The sequence below is a fragment of the Pseudomonas sp. GD04058 genome (assembly GCF_029836855.1).
Lineage (GTDB): Bacteria > Pseudomonadota > Gammaproteobacteria > Pseudomonadales > Pseudomonadaceae > Aquipseudomonas > Aquipseudomonas bharatica.
Map to the genome: position 1 here is coordinate 26,394 of NZ_JAOECN010000012.1, position 18,352 is coordinate 44,745.

Genomic DNA, 18,352 nt, shown 5'->3' on the forward strand with positions numbered 1-18,352 from the left:
CCGTGCAATCAACATTGACCCGGTTGCCGGTTTCATGATGGCGCACTCAGGGCGTAGGCTGGATTACCGCTCATTTTCAGGACGAAGCTCATGGCCGAAAAACACCACCACTACGCCGTCACTGTTACCTGGACCGGCAACCAGGGCACGGGAACCGCGTCCTATCGGGGCTACAGCCGCGACCATCTGATCCAGGGCGACGGCAAGCCGGCGATCGAAGGCTCGTCGGACCCGGCCTTCCGCGGCGATCCAGCGCGCTGGAATCCGGAGGAGTTGCTGCTGGCCTCGCTTTCGGCCTGCCACAAGCTTTGGTACTTGGGGCTGTGCGCCGAGGCCGGGATTGTGGTCCAGGCCTATGAAGATCGCGCCGAAGGCGAGATGGTCGAAGAAGCCAACGGTGCCGGGCAATTTACCTCCGTGACCCTGAAACCGAAGGTGACCCTGGCACCCGGCACGGACCTGGAGCAGGCACGCTCGCTGCATCGACTGGCGCATCAGAAGTGCTTCATTGCCAGGTCGGTGAACTTTCCGGTGGAGCATGAGGGGGAGCTGATACTGCAACCATCTTGAGGCCCTGTGGGAGCTGGCTTGCCAGCGATGAGGCCGGTCTGGGCAATGATGTTGTCGGATAGGGCCAAATCGCTGGCAAGCCAGCTCCCACAGGGTCCATGGCAGCCTCACCTCCTCCAGCGACTTCCACAAACTGCGCAATGTTGGATCATTGCGAGGGGTTTGCGCTGGAAACCTAGGCAGCAAACACGATCCCGCAACGCGCCGCCGCGTTGCGGATATGTTCCTGCATGGCCTTCTGCGCTGCGGCCGGAGAATGCCGGGCCAGGGCGCGCAGTATCTTGCGGTGTTCCTGCCAGGTTTCCATGGCGCGCTCGGGACGGATGAACGGCAGCTTCTGGCTTTCGACGAAGATCGCTTCACTGCTGGTGACGATATGCAGCATCGCCAGGTTGCCACCGGCCTCCAGCAGACGGCGGTGGAAGGCGAAATCCAGCTGCGCCGCCGCCTCGAAATTGCCCGCCCGCAGTTCCACGCGCATGGCCTCGACATTCACCTCAAGGGCATCGAGGTCGTCGGCGGTCAGGGCATTGGCGGCCTGGCCGGCGGCGAAGCCTTCCAGCACGTAGCGCAACTGGAAGGTATCCGCCGCACCGATCTGGGCGGCGAAAGGCCAGGCGAACCAGGGTGATTCACTAGCCGGTAGCGGCTTCGCCGCCTGCACGAACACGCCCTTGCCCGGCTGCACGCTGACCACGCCCAGCGCACTCAGGGACGATAGCGCTTCGCGCAGTGACGCCCGGCTGACACCCAATCGCTCCGCCAGGTCGCGCTGCGATGGCAGGGCATCGCCAGCCTGGAATCCGCCTTCGCGGATCAGTTGCTGGATAGCCTGCACGGCCTGCTCCGGGACGGCGCTGCGGGTGGGGGTTTCGAACATGTGTTCAGACCAGTCGGAACGGAAGATGCGCTGTTTTACGTCCTTTCTCACCTGCCGCGCAAGTTTCGCTCCATCCTGGCGCAGGCCCGTGGCGCCTGCCTTTTCTCGGGGCATACGGCGCCGGCAAGACCCACAACTGTTCAGACCAGTAATACCGCACAACACCTGCTTTCCAGCTCGTTTCCATGGTTTCCTCCGCAGGCTGGCACGGCGACTGCAATAGCCGGAAACACACCTTTCCGCTGCGAGGCACCGACCATGATTTCCTTCCGCAAACTCCTGCTTGCCACCCTGCTCTGCGGCAGCGCCCTCGGCGCCCAGGCCGATGTGCTCGGCGACATCACCCAGCGCGGCGTGCTCAAGGTCGCCGTGCCCCAGGACTTCCCGCCGTTCGGCTCGGTCGGCCCGGACCTCAAGCCCCGCGGCCTGGATATCGACACCGCGCAACTGCTGGCGGACAAGCTGGGGGTGAAGCTGGCCCTGACCCCGGTCAACAGCACCAACCGCATCCCGTTCCTCACCACCGGCAAGGTCGACCTGGTGATCTCGAGCCTGGGCAAGAACCCCGAGCGCGAGAAGGTGGTGGACTTCTCCCTGCCCTACGCGCCCTTCTACCTCGGCGTGTTCGGCCCCGAAGACAGCAGTATCGACAAGGTCGAGGCCCTGGCCGGCAAGACCATCAGCGTGACCCGCGGCGCCATCGAGGACATGGAGCTCAGTGCCGTGGCCCCGCAGGGCACCACCATCAAGCGCTTCGAGGACAACAACTCGACCATCGCCGCCTACCTGTCCGGCCAGGTCGATCTGATTGCCAGCGGCAGCGTGGTGATGGCGGCGATCGCCGAGAAGAATCCGAAGAAGGTGCCGGTGCTCAAGGTCAAGCTCAAGGACTCGCCGGTGTACGTCGGCATGAGCAAGGAGCAGCCGGCGCTGCGCGACAAGGTCAACGCGATCCTCACCGAAGCCCGCAACGATGGCAGCCTCAACGCCAATGCCGAGAAATGGCTGAAGCAACCGCTGCCCGCCGACTTCCAGTGAGCCCTTGCGCATGGCCTATCAATTCGATTTCGCTGCAGTACTGGCCCAGGGTGACCTGCTGCTCAAGGGTGCGCTGTTCACCCTGGAGCTGACCCTGATCGGTACCGTGGCCGGCGTGGCCGTGGGCATCCTTGGCGCGGTGGTCCGCGCCTGGCAACTGCGTCCGTTCAACTGGGTGTTCGCGGCGTACGTGGAACTGATCCGCAACACACCCTTCATCGTCCAGCTGTTCTTCATCTTCTTCGGCCTGCCGGCCCTGGGCCTGCGCATGACGGAATGGCAGGCCGCGGTGCTGGCCATGATCATCAACCTGGGCGCCTATTCCACCGAGATCATCCGCGCCGGCATCCAGGCGATACCGCGGGGTCAGCTGGAAGCCGCGGCGGCCCTGGCCCTGAGCCGGGTCGAGACTTTCCGCCACGTAATCCTGCGCCCGGCCCTGGCGCGGGTATGGCCGGCGCTGTCGAGCCAGATCGTGATCGTCATGCTGGGTTCGGCGGTGTGCTCGCAGATTGCGACCGAAGAGTTGTCGTTCGCCGCCAACTTCATCCAGTCGCGCAACTTCCGCGCCTTCGAAACCTACCTGCTGACCACCCTGGTGTACCTGCTGATGGCCATCGCCGTGCGCCAGGTGCTCAACCTGCTGGGCCGGCGCCTGATCCTGAGGAAAGGCTGATGGAATTCACCTTGTGGGACATCGTCCGCAACCTGCTGGTCGGCCTGCAGTGGACCCTGCTGCTGTCGCTGGTGGCCTTCGTCTGCGGCGGCCTGGGCGGTTTGCTGATGCTGCTGGCACGAATCTCGGAAAACGCCAGCCTGCGCGTGCTTGCCCGCTGCTATATCGAGCTATTCCAGGGCACGCCACTGCTGATGCAGCTGTTCATGGTGTTCTTCGGCATTGCCCTGTTCGGCATCGACGTCTCGGCCTGGATGGCGGCGACAGTGGCGTTGACCCTGTTCACCAGCGCCTTCCTCGCCGAGATCTGGCGCGGCTGCGTCGAGTCGATCCCGCGCGGGCAATGGGAGGCAGGCTCGAGCCTGGCGCTGAACCGCTACGAGCAACTGCGCCATGTGATCCTGCCGCAAGCCCTGCGTATCGCCGTGGCGCCGACCGTCGGCTTTTCGGTGCAAGTGGTCAAGGGCACCGCGGTGACCTCGATCATCGGTTTCACCGAACTGACCAAGACCGGCGGCATGCTGGCCAATGCCACGTTCGAACCCTTCCTGATCTACGGCCTGGTTGCCCTGGGCTATTTCATCCTGTGTTTTCCATTGTCCCTGGGTGCGCGTTACCTGGAGAGGAGGCTGCATGCCGCTGGTTAGAGTGTCCGCGTTGCACAAGTACTACGGGGACAACCATGTCCTCAAGGGTGTCGACCTGAGCATCGAGCAAGGCGAGGTGGTGGCGATCATCGGACGCAGCGGCTCGGGCAAGAGCACCTTGCTGCGCACCCTGAACGGCCTGGAGTCGATCAATGATGGGGTGATCGAGGTGGACGGCGAGTACCTCGACGCCGCCCGTGCCGACCTGCGGTCGTTGCGACAGAAGGTCGGGATGATTTTCCAGCAGTTCAACCTGTTCCCGCACCTGAGCATCGGCGAGAACGTCATGCTCGCCCCGCAACTGGTGAAGAAAACGCCCAAGGCCGAAGCCCGCGAGCTGGCGCAGCGCATGCTCGACCGGGTCGGCCTGGGCAATCGTTTCGACGCCTTCCCCGACCAGCTTTCCGGTGGCCAGCAGCAGCGGGTGGCCATCGCCCGGGCCCTGGCGATGTCGCCGAAAGTGCTGTTATGCGATGAAATCACCTCGGCGCTGGACCCGGAGCTGGTCAACGAAGTGCTGGCGGTGGTCCGCGAACTGGCGCGGGAAGGCATGACCCTGGTGATGGTCACCCACGAAATGCGCTTTGCCCGTGAGGTAGGCGACAAGCTGGTGTTCATGCACCAGGGCAAGGTGCATGAGATGGGCGATCCGAAGGTGCTGTTCGACGCACCGCAAACGCCGGAGCTGGCGAATTTCATTGGTAGCGTTGCCTGAACACAGAACCCTGTGGGAGCTGGCTTGCCAGCGATGAGGCCGGCTTGAGCAATGATGCTGTCAGGTCAGGCCCAATTGCTGGCAAGCCAGTGCCCACAAGGTTAGCGGCGGTCCTCAGGCCAGGTGGTGAGGACCTCGAATCCATCGCTGGTCACCACCACCATATGCTCCCACTGCGCCGACAATGAATTGTCCCTGGTGACCACCGTCCACTGGTCCGCCAGGGTCTGGGTCTGGCGCTTGCCGTAGTTGAGCATCGGCTCGATGGTGAAGATCATCCCTTTCTTCAAGCGCATGCCATAGCCCCGCTGCCCGAAATGCAGGATCTGCGGTTCGCCATGGTAGACCTGCCCGATGCCATGTCCGCAGTATTCGCGGACCACGCTGAATCCGGCGCCCTCGCCCACCGACTGGATGGCGTGGCCGATATCGCCCAGGGTCGCCCCCGGCCGCACCACGCGAATCCCCGCCCACATGGCCTCGAAGGTCACGTCGATCAAACGCTGGGCTTCGGCGCTGACCTTGCCCACGGTGTACATGCGGCTGGTATCGCCGTACCAGCCGTCCTTGATCACTGCCGTGTCGATATTGACGATGTCACCTTCGTTGAGCACCCGTGCCGACGGAATGCCGTGGCACACCACCTCGTTGACCGAGATGCAGAGGGTCTTGGGGAACCCGTGGTAGCCGACGTTGGCCGGAATGGCCTTCTGCACGTTGACGATGTAGTCGTGGCAGATGCGGTCCAGCTCATCGGTGCTGACCCCGGGCTGGACATGCGGCTTGATCATCGCCAGCACATCGGCGGCCAGTTCGGCGGCGATGCGCGAGCGGGCGATCTGCTCGGGGGTATGCAGGGTGATGTTTCTCAATGCTGGGCCTCCAGGACGCGTGGGCTCGAGGCGCCGCCAAGGGCGCAGACCTGCCTGATATCGAGGCCACCCTGCTGTTCGGCCTGGATCAGCAGACGGCAGATTTCGTTGTGGTTCAGGTCGGGATGCAGCTCGGCGAGCATGCCGATGCGCATCCAGTGTTCGGCCTGGGCATTGATCGAGCGACTCAGGGCACTACTGGCGACGCGAAGGCTCTCATGCATGCTTTCAGAGATCTTTACGATACCCACATTTCCTATATGAAACGCAGACGAATCGTATACTACCCGAAAATTTGCGCTGGGTAACATTTCCCGCTTGAAGCCCTGTACGGCGCTTCGCTGGAAAAGCACAGTTTCGCGCTTACGCTTTATCGATAGCCCGGTCACGCATCTGCTCAAGGAAGTTCAAGTGCCATCGATCTACCAGCTCAAACCCCGCTTCCAGGCGCTGTTGCGCCCGGGTGTCAGCCGCCTGCATGAGCGCGGCGTCACCGCCAACCAGGTAACCCTCGCCGCCGCCCTGATCTCCGTACTGCTCGGCGTGTTGCTCGCCTGGGGCGCTTCCCATGCGTGGCTGTTCGCCCTGCTGCCGCTATGGATGCTGCTGCGCATGGCGCTCAACGCCGTGGACGGCATGCTCGCCCGGGAGTTCGGCCAGCAATCGCGCCTGGGCGCCTACCTCAACGAACTCTGCGACGTCATTGCCGATACCGTGCTGTACCTGCCCTTCGCCCTGCTGCCCGGGGTATGGCCGCTGCTGGTGGTACTGGTGGCCATGGCCGCGCTGGTCAGCGAATACGCCGGAGTCATGGGTCCGCTGGCCGGAGCTTCGCGACGCTACGACGGCCCCATGGGCAAGAGCGACCGTGCCTTCGTCTTCGGCGCCCTGGGCCTGGCAGTGGCCCTCGCCATGCCGCCAGCCTGGGTCAACGGCGTATTGCTGGTGGTCCTGCTGCTATGCCTGTTCACTCTCTATAACCGGGTTCGCCAAGGTCTGGCCGAAACCCGCTGAACTCCAGCCGGATAAGGATCTGTCCCATGCGTCAGGTGCATTCATCGCATTTCACTACCCATGACGGCGTCGAGCTGTTCTATCGCCACTGGCCGGCACAACGCGAGCCGGGCCAGGCCAGGAAGGCCGTGGTCATGTTCCATCGCGGCCATGAACACGGCGGCCGCATGGCTCACCTGGTAGACGAACTGGACCTGCCCGATCACGACTTCTTCGCCTGGGACGCCCGCGGCCACGGCCAGTCCCCGGGCACCCGCGGCGACAGCCCGGGCTTCGCCCACAGCGTGCGCGACGTGCAGACCTTCATTTGCCATATCGGCGACCAGCACGGGATTCCCGAAACGGATATCGCCGTTCTCGCCCAGAGCGTCGGTGCCGTGCTGGTGGCGACCTGGGCCCATGACTACGCGCCCAAGGTGCGCTGCCTGGTGCTGGCCTCGCCGGCCTTCGATATCAAGCTCTACGTGCCCTTCGCCCGCCCCGGTCTCAAGGCCCTGCGCGCCTGGCGCGGCAATTTCTTCGTCAACAGCTACGTCAAGCCGCAGCTGCTTACCCATGATCCGGAGCGGGTGCTGAGCTACCGCAGCGATCCGCTGATCACCCGGCCGATCTCGGTGAACATGCTGCTTGGCCTGTACGATGCGGCCGATCGGGTGGTGGCCGATGCCCAGGCGATCCAGATCCCCACGCAACTGCTGATTTCCGGAGCCGACGTGGTGGTCCGGCGCAAGCCGCAGGAAGATTTCTTCGAGCGGCTTGGCACCCTGCACAAGGAAAAGCACATCCTCCCCGGCTTCTTCCACGACACCCTCGGCGAGCGCGATCGCGGCCATGCCCTGGCACGGATCCGGCGTTTCGTCCGCCAGTGTTTCCAGCAGCCCGCGCAGCGCCCGAGCCTGCTCGACGCCGACAGGCAGGGCGCCAGTTGCGCCGAGGCCGAGAGCCTGGCTGCGCCGTTGCCGAAATACTCGCCGCGCAACCTCTACTGGCAGGCCACCCGCGCCTCGCTGCGCCTGGGCAAGGGGCTGTCCGAGGGCATCAAGCTGGGCTTCGACACCGGTTTCGATTCCGGTAGCACCCTCGACTACGTCTACCGTAACCAGCCCGCCGGCAAGGGCAACTTCGGCCAGTTGGTGGACCGCAACTACCTCGACGCCATCGGCTGGCGCGGCATCCGCCAGCGCAAGCTGCATGCCGAGGAACTGCTGCGCCTGGCCATCGCCCGCCTGCGCGAACAAGGGCGGGCGGTGCATATCGTCGATATCGCCGCCGGCCACGGGCGCTACATTCTCGAAGCACTGGAAGGGCTGGAACAGCGTCCCGATTCGATCTTGCTGCGCGACTACAGCGAGCTGAACGTCAGCCAGGGCAGCGTGCTGATCGAGGAGAAAGGCCTGGGCGATATCGCCCGCTTCGTGCGTGGCGACGCCTTCGACCGGGCGTCCCTCGCCGCCCTCGATCCACGGCCGAGCGTGGCGGTGGTGTCCGGGCTGTACGAGCTGTTCCCCGACAACGACCTGATCCGCGCCTCCCTCGGCGGCCTGGCCGATGCCGTCGAAGACGGCGGCTACCTGGTCTACACCGGCCAGCCGTGGCACCCGCAACTGGAGATGATCGCCCGCGCCCTGACCAGCCATCGCGACGGTCAGCCCTGGGTCATGCGTCGGCGCAGCCAGGCGGAGATGGACCAACTGGTCGAGGCCGCCGGCTTCCGCAAGCTGGAGCAGCGCATCGATGAATGGGGCATCTTCAGCGTCAGCCTGGCCCGGCGGGTACGTTGATGCAGGTCTCGCGCGAACCGGGGCTGATCAAGCGCGGCGTGCTCTGGCTGGTGTTGCTCGGCCCGCTGTTCTTCCTCAGCTATGGCCTGAGCAATAGCTTCACCGCCGGGCGCAACGATGTCGGCACGCTGGTCTTCGACTGGGAACGCCACATTCCCCTGTGGTCGTGGAGCATCGTGCCCTACTGGTCCATCGACCTGCTCTACGGCCTGTCCTTCCTGCTCCCGCGCAATCGCCGGGAAATGGACCTGCACGCGCTGCGTCTGCTCAGCGCCCAGCTGATCTGCATCGCCTGCTTCCTGCTCTGGCCGCTGCGCTTCACCTTCGAGCGCCCGGAACTCGCTGGCGCATTCGGCTGGCTGTTCGATGTGCTGATGGGCTTCGACAAGCCCTACAACCAGGCGCCATCCCTGCATATCGCCCTGCTGGTGATCGTCTGGGCGATGTTCGCCCGGCATACCCGCGGGGCCTGGCTACGTGGCCTGATGCATGCCTGGATGGCGCTGATCGGGCTGTCGGTACTGACCACCTGGCAACACCATTTCATCGACCTCCCCACGGGTGCCCTGGCCGGTTTCCTGTGCCTGTGGCTGTGGCCCCGGGAAGGCGAGCTGCCATTGCGCCTGGCGCGCCTGCAATCGTCGCGACGGCGCCTCGGCCTGGCGCTGCGCTACGGCCTGGGGGCCGGGTTGCTCGCAGCGCTGGCCTTCACCTTGAAAGGCTTCTGGCTCTGGCTGTTGTGGCCCGGCATTGCGCTGCTGATAGTGGCGCTGAACTACGCCGTGTTCGGCGCTGCCGGCTTCCAGAAAGGGGCTGATGGCAACCTGTCCTGCGCGGTACGCTGGCTGCTGGCACCCTATCTGGCGGCAGCCTGGATCAATTCACGCCTGTGGACCCGCCGTCACCCGCAGGCCGACGAGGTCTGCGACGGCGTCTGGCTCGGTCGCCTGCCCGCCCGGGGCGAGGCCACGGCCTTCTCCGGGATAGTCGATCTGTGTGCCGAACTGCCGATGACGCCCGCCCCTGGCCAGCACTATCGCAGCCTGCCCAGCCTGGACCTGGTGGTAGCGGACGCCGCGCTGTGCCGTGAGGCCGCAGCGACCATCGAAGCCTTGCGCGCCCATGGCCCGCTGCTGGTCTGCTGCGCCCTGGGCTACTCGCGCAGCGCCAGCGCGGTGGCGGCCTGGCTGGTACTCAGCGGCCGCTGCGCGGATATCGACGCGGCCGAGGCGCTGATCCGCCAGGCCCGGCCCGGCGTGGTGCTGCACCCGGCCCACCGCCGCGTGCTGGAACATTTGCACCCAGGAGCCTGTCCATGAGCGAAGAACCGCAACTGGCCCTGACCGCGCGCCTGCTGGAGCGCGGTCGGCAGATCGAACGGCTGTCCGACGGCATCAGCCTGCTGGCCCTGGGTTTCGGCCTGGCGCCGCTGCTGCTGGCGCCCCGTCATCCCGGCCTGACCAGCACACTATGTGCCTTGCTGCTGATCCTTGGGCTGGCGCAGAAGTACCATGCCCTGCGCGTGGCCCTGGATGCCGAATTGATCGGCGCCCTGGCCAACGATGCCGGACGCCTGGGCAGCCGCACCCGGGCCCTCGACCAGGCCCTGTACGAACTGGGCCTGAAACGCGGCGTGGCCGAGCGCGACTGGCTGGCCCGTTGTCGTGGCGCCTTGCGCCTGTTGCGCCGGCAAGGCATCTGTTTCGCTGTACAAGTGTCATTGGCGTTGTCGGGGCTACTGATCCTGCCCTGGCTTCCACCGGCTGCATAAAGGACGCACCCATGCTCGCTACATTCACCGCCTTCCTCATCACTTCCTTCGCCCGCCTGGTCACCGGGGCCCGTGCCCTGTGGCTGGGCTGCAGCCCGCTGCCGATCCAGCGCCTGTATTTCGCCAACCACAGCAGCCACGGCGACTTCGTGCTGATCTGGGCGTCCTTGCCGGAAACCCTGCGCCGCCGCACCCGCCCGGTGGCCGGAGCCGATTACTGGCTCAAGCCCGGGATCCGCAGTTTCCTGATCCGCAAGGTGTTCAACGGCGTGCTGCTGGACCGCCAGCGCAGCGAGCCCGATGCCGATCCGCTGCTGCCCGTGAAGGAGGCCCTGGCCCAGGGTGATTCGCTGATCTTCTTCCCGGAAGGTACACGCAACCTCGGCGACGCCCCCTTGCTGCCGTTCAAGAGCGGGCTGTTCCACCTGGCCCGGGCGCAACCGGGCATCGAACTGGTACCGGTGTGGATCGCCAACCTCAACCGGGTCATGCCCAAGGGGCGCACCCTGCCCCTGCCACTGCTGTGCACCCTGAGCTTCGGCGAGCCGCTGCAACTGCAGGCCGACGAGAGCAAGCAGGCTTTTATCGAACGCGCCAGCCAGGCCCTGCTGGCCCTGGCCCCGAAGGAGGTCTGACATGCACGCTTCCGCCTGGCCACTGTTCGCCGGCATCGGCGCCCTGCTCCTGCTTGCCAGCCTGATCGGCCGCGCCTTGAAATGGCGCGCCGGCCCCGGCCCACACGCGGTGATCGATAACCTCAATGCACGTATCGACGCCTGGTGGGTGATGGTCCTGGTCATCGGGCTGGCGTTCATCTTCGGCAAGACCGGGGTGATCGTGTTGTTCTACCTGGTGTCGTTCTATGCATTGCGCGAATTCATCACCCTCACCCCAACCCGGCGCAGCGACTACCCGGCGCTGGTGCTGGCGTTCTACGTGGCGCTGCCGGTGCAGTACCTGCTGATCGGCTTCGACTGGTACGGGCTGTTCAGCATCTTCATTCCGGTGTACCTGTTCCTGTTGTTGCCGATCCTGGCCAGCTTCGGCGGCGATACCACGCGTTTTCTCGAACGCGCGTCCAAGGTGCAGTGGGGGCTGATGATCGCGGTCTACTGCCTGTCCTCGGTGCCGGCACTGATGACCCTGGACATCCCCGGCTTCGAGGGGCGCAACCTGCTGCTGATCGCCTGGCTGATCCTCGTGGTGCAGATCAGCGACGTGTTGCAGTACGTCTGCGGCAAGTTGTTCGGCAAGCGCAAGGTTGCACCGTCGCTCTCCCCGTCCAAGACCCTGGAAGGCCTGGTCGGCGGCGTGGCCCTGGCTACCCTGGTCGGCGCCGCGCTGTACTGGATCACGCCGTTCAACCCCTGGCAGGCGGCGCTGATGGCCCTGGTGGTGAATGTCATGGGCTTCTTCGGCGGCCTGGTGATGTCGGCGATCAAGCGCGACCGCGGGGTCAAGGACTGGGGCCACATGATCGAGGGCCACGGCGGCATGCTCGACCGGATGGACTCGGTGTGCTTTGCAGCGCCGATCTTCTTCCATTTCGTCCGGTATTGGTGGGCGTAAGCGGCCTGCCACTGGTGGCCCCCAGCCACCCGTGGCAAGCTGGATCAAGTGCTTGGCAGAGGAAGGCAAGCGGTGACGCGGGTGACCGTGTCCAATGGGCAGCCCGCATTTCCCGAGTCCGGGACGGGCCACAAGAGCCAGCCACTGGCCGATGGTGCCTGCGTGCCAACGTCCCGATAATCGCCGCGCCCCGCCAGGAGGGCGTCTGCCACCAGGAGTACCGTCATGGGCAAACTTGCTCTGGCTGCCAAGATCACCCACGTTCCGTCCATGTACCTGTCCGAGCTGCCCGGCCCGCGCCAGGGGTATCGCCAGGCCGCGATCGATGGCCACAAGGAGATTTCCCGGCGCTGCCGCGAACTGGGGGTCGACACCCTGGTGGTGTTCGACACCCACTGGCTGGTCAACGCCAACTACCACATCAACTGCAGCCCGCACTTCAAGGGCACCTACACCAGCAACGAGCTGCCGCACTTCATCGCCAACATGGACTACGAAGTGCCGGGCAACGCCTTGCTGGGCAAGCTGATGGCCGCCGAGGCCAACCGCCTCGGCGTCGAGACCATGGCCCACGACGCCACCAGCCTCGGCCCGGAATACGGCACACTGGTGCCGATGCGCTACATGAACGAAGACCAGCACTTCAAGGTCGTCTCGGTTTCCGCCCTGTGCACCTCGCATTACCTCAACGACAGTGCGCGCCTGGGCTGGGCCCTGCGCAAGGCGGTGGAAGATCACTACGAGGGTACCGTCGCCTTCCTCGCCAGCGGTTCGCTGTCGCACCGTTTCGCCCAGAACGGCCAGGCCCCGGAATTCGCCGACAAGGTCTGGAGCCCGTTCCTGGAAACCCTCGACCACCGCGTGGTGCAAATGCGGGAAAACGCCGAGTGGGACGACTTCTGTACCATGCTCCCTGAATACGCGGTCAAGGGCCATGGCGAAGGCTTCATGCATGACACCGCCATGCTTCTCGGCGCCCTGGGCTGGTCGAAGTACGACGGCAAGGTCGAGGTGGTCACCCCGTACTTCGGCTCGTCGGCGACCGGGCAGATCAATGCGATCTTCCCGGTGACCCCGCAGGATGGCTCGGCGATTCCGGCGGCGCAGGCGTCTTCGGGGCAGTTGGCGGCGGTTGGCCGGTTGTAAGCATTCGCTCCTGCCAGACCGCAGAGGCCCGGCATAGGCAAAACCCTGTGGGAGCTGGCTTGCCAGCGATAGGGCCCTCAACACCAATGATGTTGTCGGGTCTGGCCTCATCGCTGGCAAGCCAGCTCCCACAGGGCAATGAGCCCCCTCTTTCCTTTACCCATCCTGGCAGCCCCGATCAAATCCCCCGGCAACCTGAGTCAAGCACCTACCGACCGTTAGGCATTTAATGCAAAGTGTAACAAGCGCCACGGTCGCCCCTGCCCAACTCCAATTATTCAGGCCGCCCCATGATCAACGTCGAAACGCCCACCTACTACTCCGCCACCAAGAAGTACAACCTCGCCTTCCCCACCCTCGAAGCCGATATCGAAGCCGACGTGGTGGTGATCGGCGGTGGTTTCTCCGGCATCAACACCGCCCTGGAACTGGCCGAGAAAGGCATCACCAATATCGTGGTGCTGGAAGCGCGCTACCTGGGCTTCGGCGGCACCGGGCGCAATGGCGGGCAGATCATGGCCGGGATCGGCCACGACCTCGAGAAAATCCGCAGCAGCGTCGGTGAACAAGGCCTGCAGCAGATCTTCGAGATCAGCGAACTGGGGGCCGGCATCATCAAGGAGCGAATCGCCAGGTACGACATCGATGCCGACTTTCGCCATGGCTACGGCTACATGGGTTTCAACGCCCGGCAGGCCCGCACCCTGCGCAACTGGGAGCAGGAGTTCAAGAAGGTCAATACCAAGGATGAAATCCGCTTCCTCGGCGGTTCCGAGGTCAAGCAGATCATTGGCTCCGACGCCTACAGCAGCGCCCTGCTGCACATGGGTGGCGGCCACGTGCATTCGCTCAACCTGCTGCTCGGCGAAGCCCAGGCCCTGGTGAGCCACGGCGTGCGCATCTTCGAGCACAGCGCGGCCCTCGAAGTGCGCTATGGCGACACCATCACCGTGCGTACTGGCCGCGGGTCGGTGAAGGCCGCCAAGCTGCTGTGGGCCTGCGACAGTTTCCTCAACAAGCTTGAGCCGGAACTGCACAGCCGTACCATCAACACCTACGCCTTCCAGTTGATGACCGAGCCGCTTTCCGAGGAACTGATCCAGCGCATCAGCCCGATCCGCGGGGCCTACAGCGATATCCGCCCGGTCATCGACTACTACCGGGTGACTAACGAAAACCGCCTGCTGTTCGGCGCCGCGACGCCCTTCATCGAGCACATCCCCAACGACCTCAAGGCCTGGAACCGCGCCTTGATGCTGAAGATCTTCCCCTACCTCAAGGACGTGAAGATCGACCTCGCCTGGGGCGGCCCGATGGCCACCAGCGCCAACCTGTTCCCGCAGATCGGCACGCTCGGTGGTCGACGCAATGCCTTCTATGTGCAGGGCTACTCCGGTTTCGGGGTGACACCGAGCCACATCGTCTGCAAGATCCTCGCCGAAGGCATGGCCGAGGGCTCCAGCCGCTACGACCTGTTCAGCTCGGTGAAGCATGCGCGGATCATCGGCAAGGACAGTTTCCGCCCGGCGATCCTCACGGCGGCGAAGACGCTGCACCAGTTGTCGGGGTTCTTCAACGGCAGGCGTTGAAGCTCTTGGTTGTTGCTGAGGGCCCCGCCGAACCTGTGGGAGCTGGCTTGCCAGCGATGAGGCCCTCGAGGTTCACACCGACAGCTGATTGGTAAACTGCCCCACCGCGTTCACCACCTTCTGCGCGCCGTCCTGGATCTCGACGATCACATTGCCCGCCTGGGCCGATAGCTCCAGGCCCTGCTCGGCCCGGGCCTTGCCTTGCTCGATGATGCGCACCGCTTCCTCGGCCAGTTTCTGGTTCTGCGTGACCACGTCGACGATTTCCTCGGTGGCCTTGGTGGTGCGCGACGCCAGCTGCCGCACTTCGTCGGCGACCACCGCGAATCCGCGGCCCTGCTCCCCTGCCCGGGCCGCCTCGATGGCCGCGTTGAGCGCCAGCAGGTTGGTCTGGTCGGCAATGCCGCCGATGCTCTTGACGATGCTGCCGACGATCTGCGACTGCTTGTCCAGCGCCGCGATGCCCTCCACGGCCGCCGCCATCTGCACCGCCAGGCCCTGGATCACCTCCACGGTTTCCTGGATCACCACGCTGCCGCGGCGGGCACTGTCGTCGGTGTGCTGCGAGGTGGTGAAGGCGATTTCCGCAGCCTTGGACACGGCGATTTCACGGTTGACCTGGTCGGTGATCACCGTGGCGAACTTGACGATCTTGTACAGCCGCCCATGGGCATCGGAGATCGGGTTGTAGGTTGCCTCCAGCCAGACCACCTGGCCATGGCTGTCGATGCGCTTGAAGCGGTCGGCGATGAATTCACCGCGGCGCAGCTTGTCCCAGAAGCGCTCGTACTGCGGCGAGGCGACTTCGGCAGGATCGCAGAACACCCGGTGATGCTGGCCCTTGAGGGCCGCCAGCGTATAGCCCATGCCCTGCAGGAACCGCTCGTTGGCGGTCAGCACATTGCCCTGCAGGTCGAATTCGACCACGGCGGTGGAACGCTGCAGGGCCTCGATCAGGTTCTCGCGCTCGCGGGACGACTCGATGGTGCGGGTCAGGTCATTTGCATACAACGAGATGTAGTTGACCTGGCCGTTGCGGTCCTTGATCGGCTGGACGATGGCGCGCAACCAGGCCTCGTTGCCATTGCCGCGCTTGAGCTGCAAGGCCCCGGCCCAGTGTTCGCCGCTCTGGATCGCGCGCTTCATCAGGTTGAAGTGGTTGGTGCCCTGGGCATACTCCGGAACCAGGCCGAACAGGACCTTGCCCTCCACCGCAGCGGCGGAGTACTGCATTTCGCCGAGGAAATTGGCATTGGCCGAAAGAACCTGGCCCTGGGAGTTCAATTTGAGAAAGAGCATCTCGCGGTCGAGGCTTTCCTTGACCTGCTCGAGGGATGAAAGCCGGTCCTGTGCCTCTGCCAGTTCCTGCTTGAGCCGCCGATACGCTGGAAACATGAGGGATTACCTCCAAGAGTGCGAAAGTGTGAGCAGCTTGCCCGATCAATGCGTCAATACTTCATCATCCAGGCTTCCAGGTCGTGCGCCGGGAGCGGCTTCGACAACAGGTAGCCCTGGACGACGTGATACCCCTGGTCCTTCAGAATCCGGTACTGGCCGTGTTGCTCGACCCCTTCGGCCACGACTTTCAGGTGCAGGCTATCGCCGATGCGCATTACTGCGTCACTCAGCGCCCGGCTGGTTTCGTCCGCTTCCAGATCCAGCACGAAACTGCGATCCAGCTTCAGTTCCTGTATCGGCAGCTTGCGCAGATAACTCAAGCTCGAATAACCGGTACCGAAGTCGTCCATGGCCAGGCGGATGCCCCGGGCATTGAGCTCATGCAGGACCTTCATGGTCCCGGGATTGGTATCGAGCAGCAGGTTCTCGGTGAGCTCGATGGTCAGGTCCGCGGCGACCAGGCCGTGCTGGTCGAGGACGCTACCGATCATTGCGGCCAGGTCCAGGTTATGGAAGTTGCTCGGTGACAGGTTCACCGACACCGCAGGAATGTTCAGGCCCCTGCGCCGCCATGCCGCCAGTTGCCGGCAGGCCTCGCGCAAAACCCAGTGGCCCAGTTCGGTAATCAGCCCGCACTCCTCGGCCAGCGGGATGAAGCGCGCCGGCGAGACCACACCGAAGGTCGGGTGGGTCCAGCGGGCCAGGGCCTCGACGCCATAGACCCGGCCGTCTTCGATGGTCACCTGAGGCTGGTAATGCAGTTGCAGCGTACCCTGCGCGATCGCCTCGCGTAACGCGCTTTCCAAGGCCTGGCGCTCCTGGGCCAGTTCGTCGAGCTCGTGGCTGAAAAAGCTGAACCGCCCGCGCCCGGCACTCTTGGCCTGGTACATGGCCATGTCGGCGCGGTGGATCAGGCTGCTCATATCGTGGCCATCGCGCGGATACAGGCTCACGCCGATACTGGCCGAGGGCGAGAAACAGGAGCCGGCGATCCGGCACGGCTGGGAAATCGCCTGGCGGATCTCCTCGATGGTGTCGTTGACCCGCTCGCTGTCGCAATCGGGCAGCACCACCACGAACTCGTCGCCGGACAGGCGGCCGACGATATCGTTGCTATTGCGGTTGGCGCCCAGGCGCTGGGCCACCAGCTTGAGCAGTTCGTCCCCCGCCGGATGCCCCAGGGAATCGTTGATCTGCTTGAAGCGATCGAGATCGATGAACAGCACCGCCAGCGCCGTCCGGGTACGCCGCGCCTCGATCAAGGCATGGTCGGCATTGGCATGCAGCAGGCTGCGGTTGGGCAGGCGGGTCAGGCTGTCGTAGAACGCCAGTTGGCGAATGCTCTCGCGGTTGGCCTCGCGCTCCATGGCCACGGCACACAACGGCAGGACCACCTCGACGATCTGCTGGTGCAGGACCGAAGGCGTGCGGTGCTCGCCGTAATAAAAGGCCAGGACGCCGATCGCCGCGCCCTTGGCGCTCTTGATCGGAATCGACCAGGCACTGCTGATGCCCAGCGCCCTGCACTCGCCGCGGATCGGCGTCCAGTGCGGATCGCTGGCGATGTCCCGGGCAAAGACCATTTCGCCACGGCAGGCGGCCACACTGGACGAGCCGATACCATCGCGGATCGGCATGCCCTCCAGCAGTTGCCCGTAGCGCTCGGAAAAACCCGGTGCGGCCAGCGGGTGCATGGCGCCGTCCTCGTCGACCTGGATCACCGCCGCGCGGACCTCGGGCGCCATGCGCCGGATTTCGCTGCACAGCAGGTCCATCACCGACGCCAGGGGCATCTCCCGAACCATGGCGTCGAGAATGCAGTGCTGCAGCACCTGATGGATCTTGGAGGCGGTGATATCGGTGAGCACGGTCACGGTATGGGCCAGTTCGCCATTGGCACCGGCCACCGGGTTGATCGCCACGTTGCACCAGATGCGCTCGCCGCCCTTGACCTGCAACAACTCCTCGACCTGGCACGAACGCCCGCCGCGCAAATCGCGCTGCAACCCGACAAGCCGCTGCGGCGGCAGATCCGGCACCAGCAACTGCGCCGGCTGGCAGTCGGCAATCTCCTCCAGGTGATAGCCGAACAGCTTCTCGAAGCCCTTGTTCAGGTACACCAGCCTGCCGCTACCGTCGGTGATGAAGATTGCGTTGTCGGTCTGGTCGGCCACCAGCGACAACAGCTTGGTGCGCTTGCGCTCCTTGCGCTGCTCGGTCACGTCCTTGACGAAGGCGGTGTAGAGAATCTGCCCCTCGGTCTCGACCCGCGAGATCGACATCGAACCCCAGCGCTGGCTGCCGTCCTTCTTGTGGATCGGCACGTCGCGGGTAGTGCCGACGATCTTGTTGACCCCGGTACGGCGATTGCTATCAACATAACCGTCATGTTTGCCGCGGATGTTCTCCGGCACCAACATGCTCACATTATTGCCGAGCACTTCTTCGCGATGAAAACCCCACAACTTTTCCGCGGCACTGTTGAACAGAATGACGCGGTTATCACTATCAATCACCACGACACTGTCAATGGCTTGTTCCAGGGTATGAACGAAGATCTCAGAAAGATTCCGGGTAGTGGACATCAAGTCGATCCGAACGCAACTTGTTGAAAGCGGCCAAAGCGCTACGAAGCCATGCAGCAAAGCACTGCATGACCAGGCGTAGAGCCTCTGGGGCCGGGAGG

The 18,352-nt window shown here is 64.5% G+C and carries 18 protein-coding genes; 13 read left to right on the plus strand and 5 right to left on the minus strand.

Translation table 11 applies throughout. The features are described 5' to 3' along the window. The first annotated feature begins 90 nt into the window (after window positions 1–90). Window positions 91–570, plus strand: coding sequence for an OsmC family protein (locus N7650_RS12720; protein WP_009401602.1), 480 nt, complete (start codon window positions 91–93; stop codon window positions 568–570). Window positions 571–745: 175 nt separating this feature from the next. On the opposite strand, the gene N7650_RS12725 is transcribed toward N7650_RS12720, so the two are convergent. Continuing rightward, window positions 746–1,450, minus strand: coding sequence for a FadR/GntR family transcriptional regulator (locus tag N7650_RS12725; RefSeq protein ID WP_009401603.1), 705 nt, complete (start codon window positions 1,448–1,450; stop codon window positions 746–748). 258 nt (window positions 1,451–1,708) lie between these two features. Between N7650_RS12725 and N7650_RS12730 the strand changes: the two genes are divergently transcribed. From N7650_RS12730 to N7650_RS12745, 4 genes are read left to right on the plus strand one after another with little or no spacing between them, the layout of a single operon-like run. Continuing rightward, a complete protein-coding gene (locus N7650_RS12730; RefSeq protein WP_009401604.1) occupies window positions 1,709–2,488 on the plus strand; it encodes a transporter substrate-binding domain-containing protein in 780 nt (259 codons plus the stop codon). A gap of 10 nt (window positions 2,489–2,498) precedes the next feature. Further along, entirely contained in the window at window positions 2,499–3,164 is a 666-nt protein-coding gene (locus N7650_RS12735) for an amino acid ABC transporter permease (RefSeq protein WP_009401605.1), read from the plus strand. Continuing rightward, window positions 3,161–3,811 (plus strand): amino acid ABC transporter permease, encoded by a 651-nt coding sequence (locus N7650_RS12740; RefSeq protein WP_170394749.1) that lies wholly within the window; start codon window positions 3,161–3,163, stop codon window positions 3,809–3,811. The genes N7650_RS12735 and N7650_RS12740 overlap by 4 nt, the downstream gene beginning before the upstream one ends. Then, window positions 3,798–4,526 (plus strand): amino acid ABC transporter ATP-binding protein, encoded by a 729-nt coding sequence (locus N7650_RS12745; RefSeq protein WP_009401607.1) that lies wholly within the window; start codon window positions 3,798–3,800, stop codon window positions 4,524–4,526. The genes N7650_RS12740 and N7650_RS12745 overlap by 14 nt, the downstream gene beginning before the upstream one ends. 101 nt (window positions 4,527–4,627) lie before the next feature. Here the strand turns inward: N7650_RS12745 and map are convergent, their stop codons facing one another. Further along, on the minus strand, window positions 4,628–5,398 hold the full coding sequence (gene map, locus N7650_RS12750; protein ID WP_279898489.1) for a type I methionyl aminopeptidase: 771 nt from the start codon (window positions 5,396–5,398) through the stop codon (window positions 4,628–4,630). Beyond that, window positions 5,395–5,649, minus strand: coding sequence for a ParD-like family protein (locus N7650_RS12755; protein ID WP_279898490.1), 255 nt, complete (start codon window positions 5,647–5,649; stop codon window positions 5,395–5,397). The genes map and N7650_RS12755 overlap by 4 nt, the downstream gene beginning before the upstream one ends. A gap of 160 nt (window positions 5,650–5,809) precedes the next feature. Between N7650_RS12755 and N7650_RS12760 the strand changes: the two genes are divergently transcribed. The 8 genes from N7650_RS12760 (at window position 5,810) to N7650_RS12795 (ending at window position 14,268) form a co-directional block, all read left to right on the plus strand. Then, on the plus strand, window positions 5,810–6,412 hold the full coding sequence (locus N7650_RS12760) for a CDP-alcohol phosphatidyltransferase family protein (RefSeq protein ID WP_279898491.1): 603 nt from the start codon (window positions 5,810–5,812) through the stop codon (window positions 6,410–6,412). A gap of 26 nt (window positions 6,413–6,438) precedes the next feature. Continuing rightward, entirely contained in the window at window positions 6,439–8,193 is a 1,755-nt protein-coding gene (locus tag N7650_RS12765) for a bifunctional alpha/beta hydrolase/class I SAM-dependent methyltransferase (RefSeq protein ID WP_279898492.1), read from the plus strand. Further along, on the plus strand, window positions 8,193–9,512 hold the full coding sequence (locus N7650_RS12770; protein WP_279898493.1) for a phosphatase PAP2/dual specificity phosphatase family protein: 1,320 nt from the start codon (window positions 8,193–8,195) through the stop codon (window positions 9,510–9,512). Before N7650_RS12765 ends, N7650_RS12770 begins: the two co-directional genes overlap by 1 nt. After that, window positions 9,509–9,964: a hypothetical protein gene (locus tag N7650_RS12775; RefSeq protein ID WP_009401614.1), complete on the plus strand. Its 456-nt coding sequence runs from the start codon at window positions 9,509–9,511 to the stop codon at window positions 9,962–9,964. Before N7650_RS12770 ends, N7650_RS12775 begins: the two co-directional genes overlap by 4 nt. Before the next feature lie 11 nt (window positions 9,965–9,975). Then, a complete protein-coding gene (locus N7650_RS12780; protein ID WP_279898495.1) occupies window positions 9,976–10,599 on the plus strand; it encodes a lysophospholipid acyltransferase family protein in 624 nt (207 codons plus the stop codon). A 1-nt stretch (window position 10,600) separates the two neighbouring features. Continuing rightward, window positions 10,601–11,533, plus strand: coding sequence for a phosphatidate cytidylyltransferase (locus N7650_RS12785; protein ID WP_279898497.1), 933 nt, complete (start codon window positions 10,601–10,603; stop codon window positions 11,531–11,533). 225 nt (window positions 11,534–11,758) lie between these two features. Then, the gene (gene hpaD, locus N7650_RS12790; protein WP_279898499.1) at window positions 11,759–12,679 is read left to right on the plus strand and encodes a 3,4-dihydroxyphenylacetate 2,3-dioxygenase; all 921 of its coding nucleotides are present in this window, start codon (window positions 11,759–11,761) and stop codon (window positions 12,677–12,679) included. Window positions 12,680–12,969: 290 nt separating this feature from the next. After that, window positions 12,970–14,268 (plus strand): FAD-binding oxidoreductase, encoded by a 1,299-nt coding sequence (locus tag N7650_RS12795; RefSeq protein ID WP_279898502.1) that lies wholly within the window; start codon window positions 12,970–12,972, stop codon window positions 14,266–14,268. A gap of 72 nt (window positions 14,269–14,340) precedes the next feature. On the opposite strand, the gene N7650_RS12800 is transcribed toward N7650_RS12795, so the two are convergent. Next, the gene (locus N7650_RS12800) at window positions 14,341–15,663 is read right to left on the minus strand and encodes a PAS domain-containing methyl-accepting chemotaxis protein (protein WP_009401620.1); all 1,323 of its coding nucleotides are present in this window, start codon (window positions 15,661–15,663) and stop codon (window positions 14,341–14,343) included. A 53-nt stretch (window positions 15,664–15,716) separates the two neighbouring features. Then, entirely contained in the window at window positions 15,717–18,251 is a 2,535-nt protein-coding gene (locus N7650_RS12805) for an EAL domain-containing protein (protein ID WP_279898504.1), read from the minus strand. Window positions 18,252–18,352: the final 101 nt, after the last annotated feature.

Excerpts from the sequence above, each read along its gene's own strand:
- N7650_RS12765 (WP_279898492.1), top strand. The coding sequence starts at position 6,439 with ATGCGTCAGGTGCATTCATCGCATTTCACTACCCATGACGGCGTCGAG.
- N7650_RS12745 (WP_009401607.1), top strand. The coding sequence starts at position 3,798 with ATGCCGCTGGTTAGAGTGTCCGCGTTGCACAAGTACTACGGGGACAAC.
- N7650_RS12735 (WP_009401605.1), top strand. The coding sequence starts at position 2,499 with ATGGCCTATCAATTCGATTTCGCTGCAGTACTGGCCCAGGGTGACCTG.
- N7650_RS12785 (WP_279898497.1), top strand. The coding sequence starts at position 10,601 with ATGCACGCTTCCGCCTGGCCACTGTTCGCCGGCATCGGCGCCCTGCTC.
- N7650_RS12725 (WP_009401603.1), bottom strand. The coding sequence starts at position 1,450 with ATGTTCGAAACCCCCACCCGCAGCGCCGTCCCGGAGCAGGCCGTGCAG.
- N7650_RS12795 (WP_279898502.1), top strand. The coding sequence starts at position 12,970 with ATGATCAACGTCGAAACGCCCACCTACTACTCCGCCACCAAGAAGTAC.
- hpaD (WP_279898499.1), top strand. The coding sequence starts at position 11,759 with ATGGGCAAACTTGCTCTGGCTGCCAAGATCACCCACGTTCCGTCCATG.
- N7650_RS12805 (WP_279898504.1), bottom strand. The coding sequence starts at position 18,251 with ATGTCCACTACCCGGAATCTTTCTGAGATCTTCGTTCATACCCTGGAA.
- N7650_RS12720 (WP_009401602.1), top strand. The coding sequence starts at position 91 with ATGGCCGAAAAACACCACCACTACGCCGTCACTGTTACCTGGACCGGC.
- N7650_RS12770 (WP_279898493.1), top strand. The coding sequence starts at position 8,193 with ATGCAGGTCTCGCGCGAACCGGGGCTGATCAAGCGCGGCGTGCTCTGG.
- N7650_RS12730 (WP_009401604.1), top strand. The coding sequence starts at position 1,709 with ATGATTTCCTTCCGCAAACTCCTGCTTGCCACCCTGCTCTGCGGCAGC.
- N7650_RS12775 (WP_009401614.1), top strand. The coding sequence starts at position 9,509 with ATGAGCGAAGAACCGCAACTGGCCCTGACCGCGCGCCTGCTGGAGCGC.
- N7650_RS12800 (WP_009401620.1), bottom strand. The coding sequence starts at position 15,663 with ATGTTTCCAGCGTATCGGCGGCTCAAGCAGGAACTGGCAGAGGCACAG.
- N7650_RS12780 (WP_279898495.1), top strand. The coding sequence starts at position 9,976 with ATGCTCGCTACATTCACCGCCTTCCTCATCACTTCCTTCGCCCGCCTG.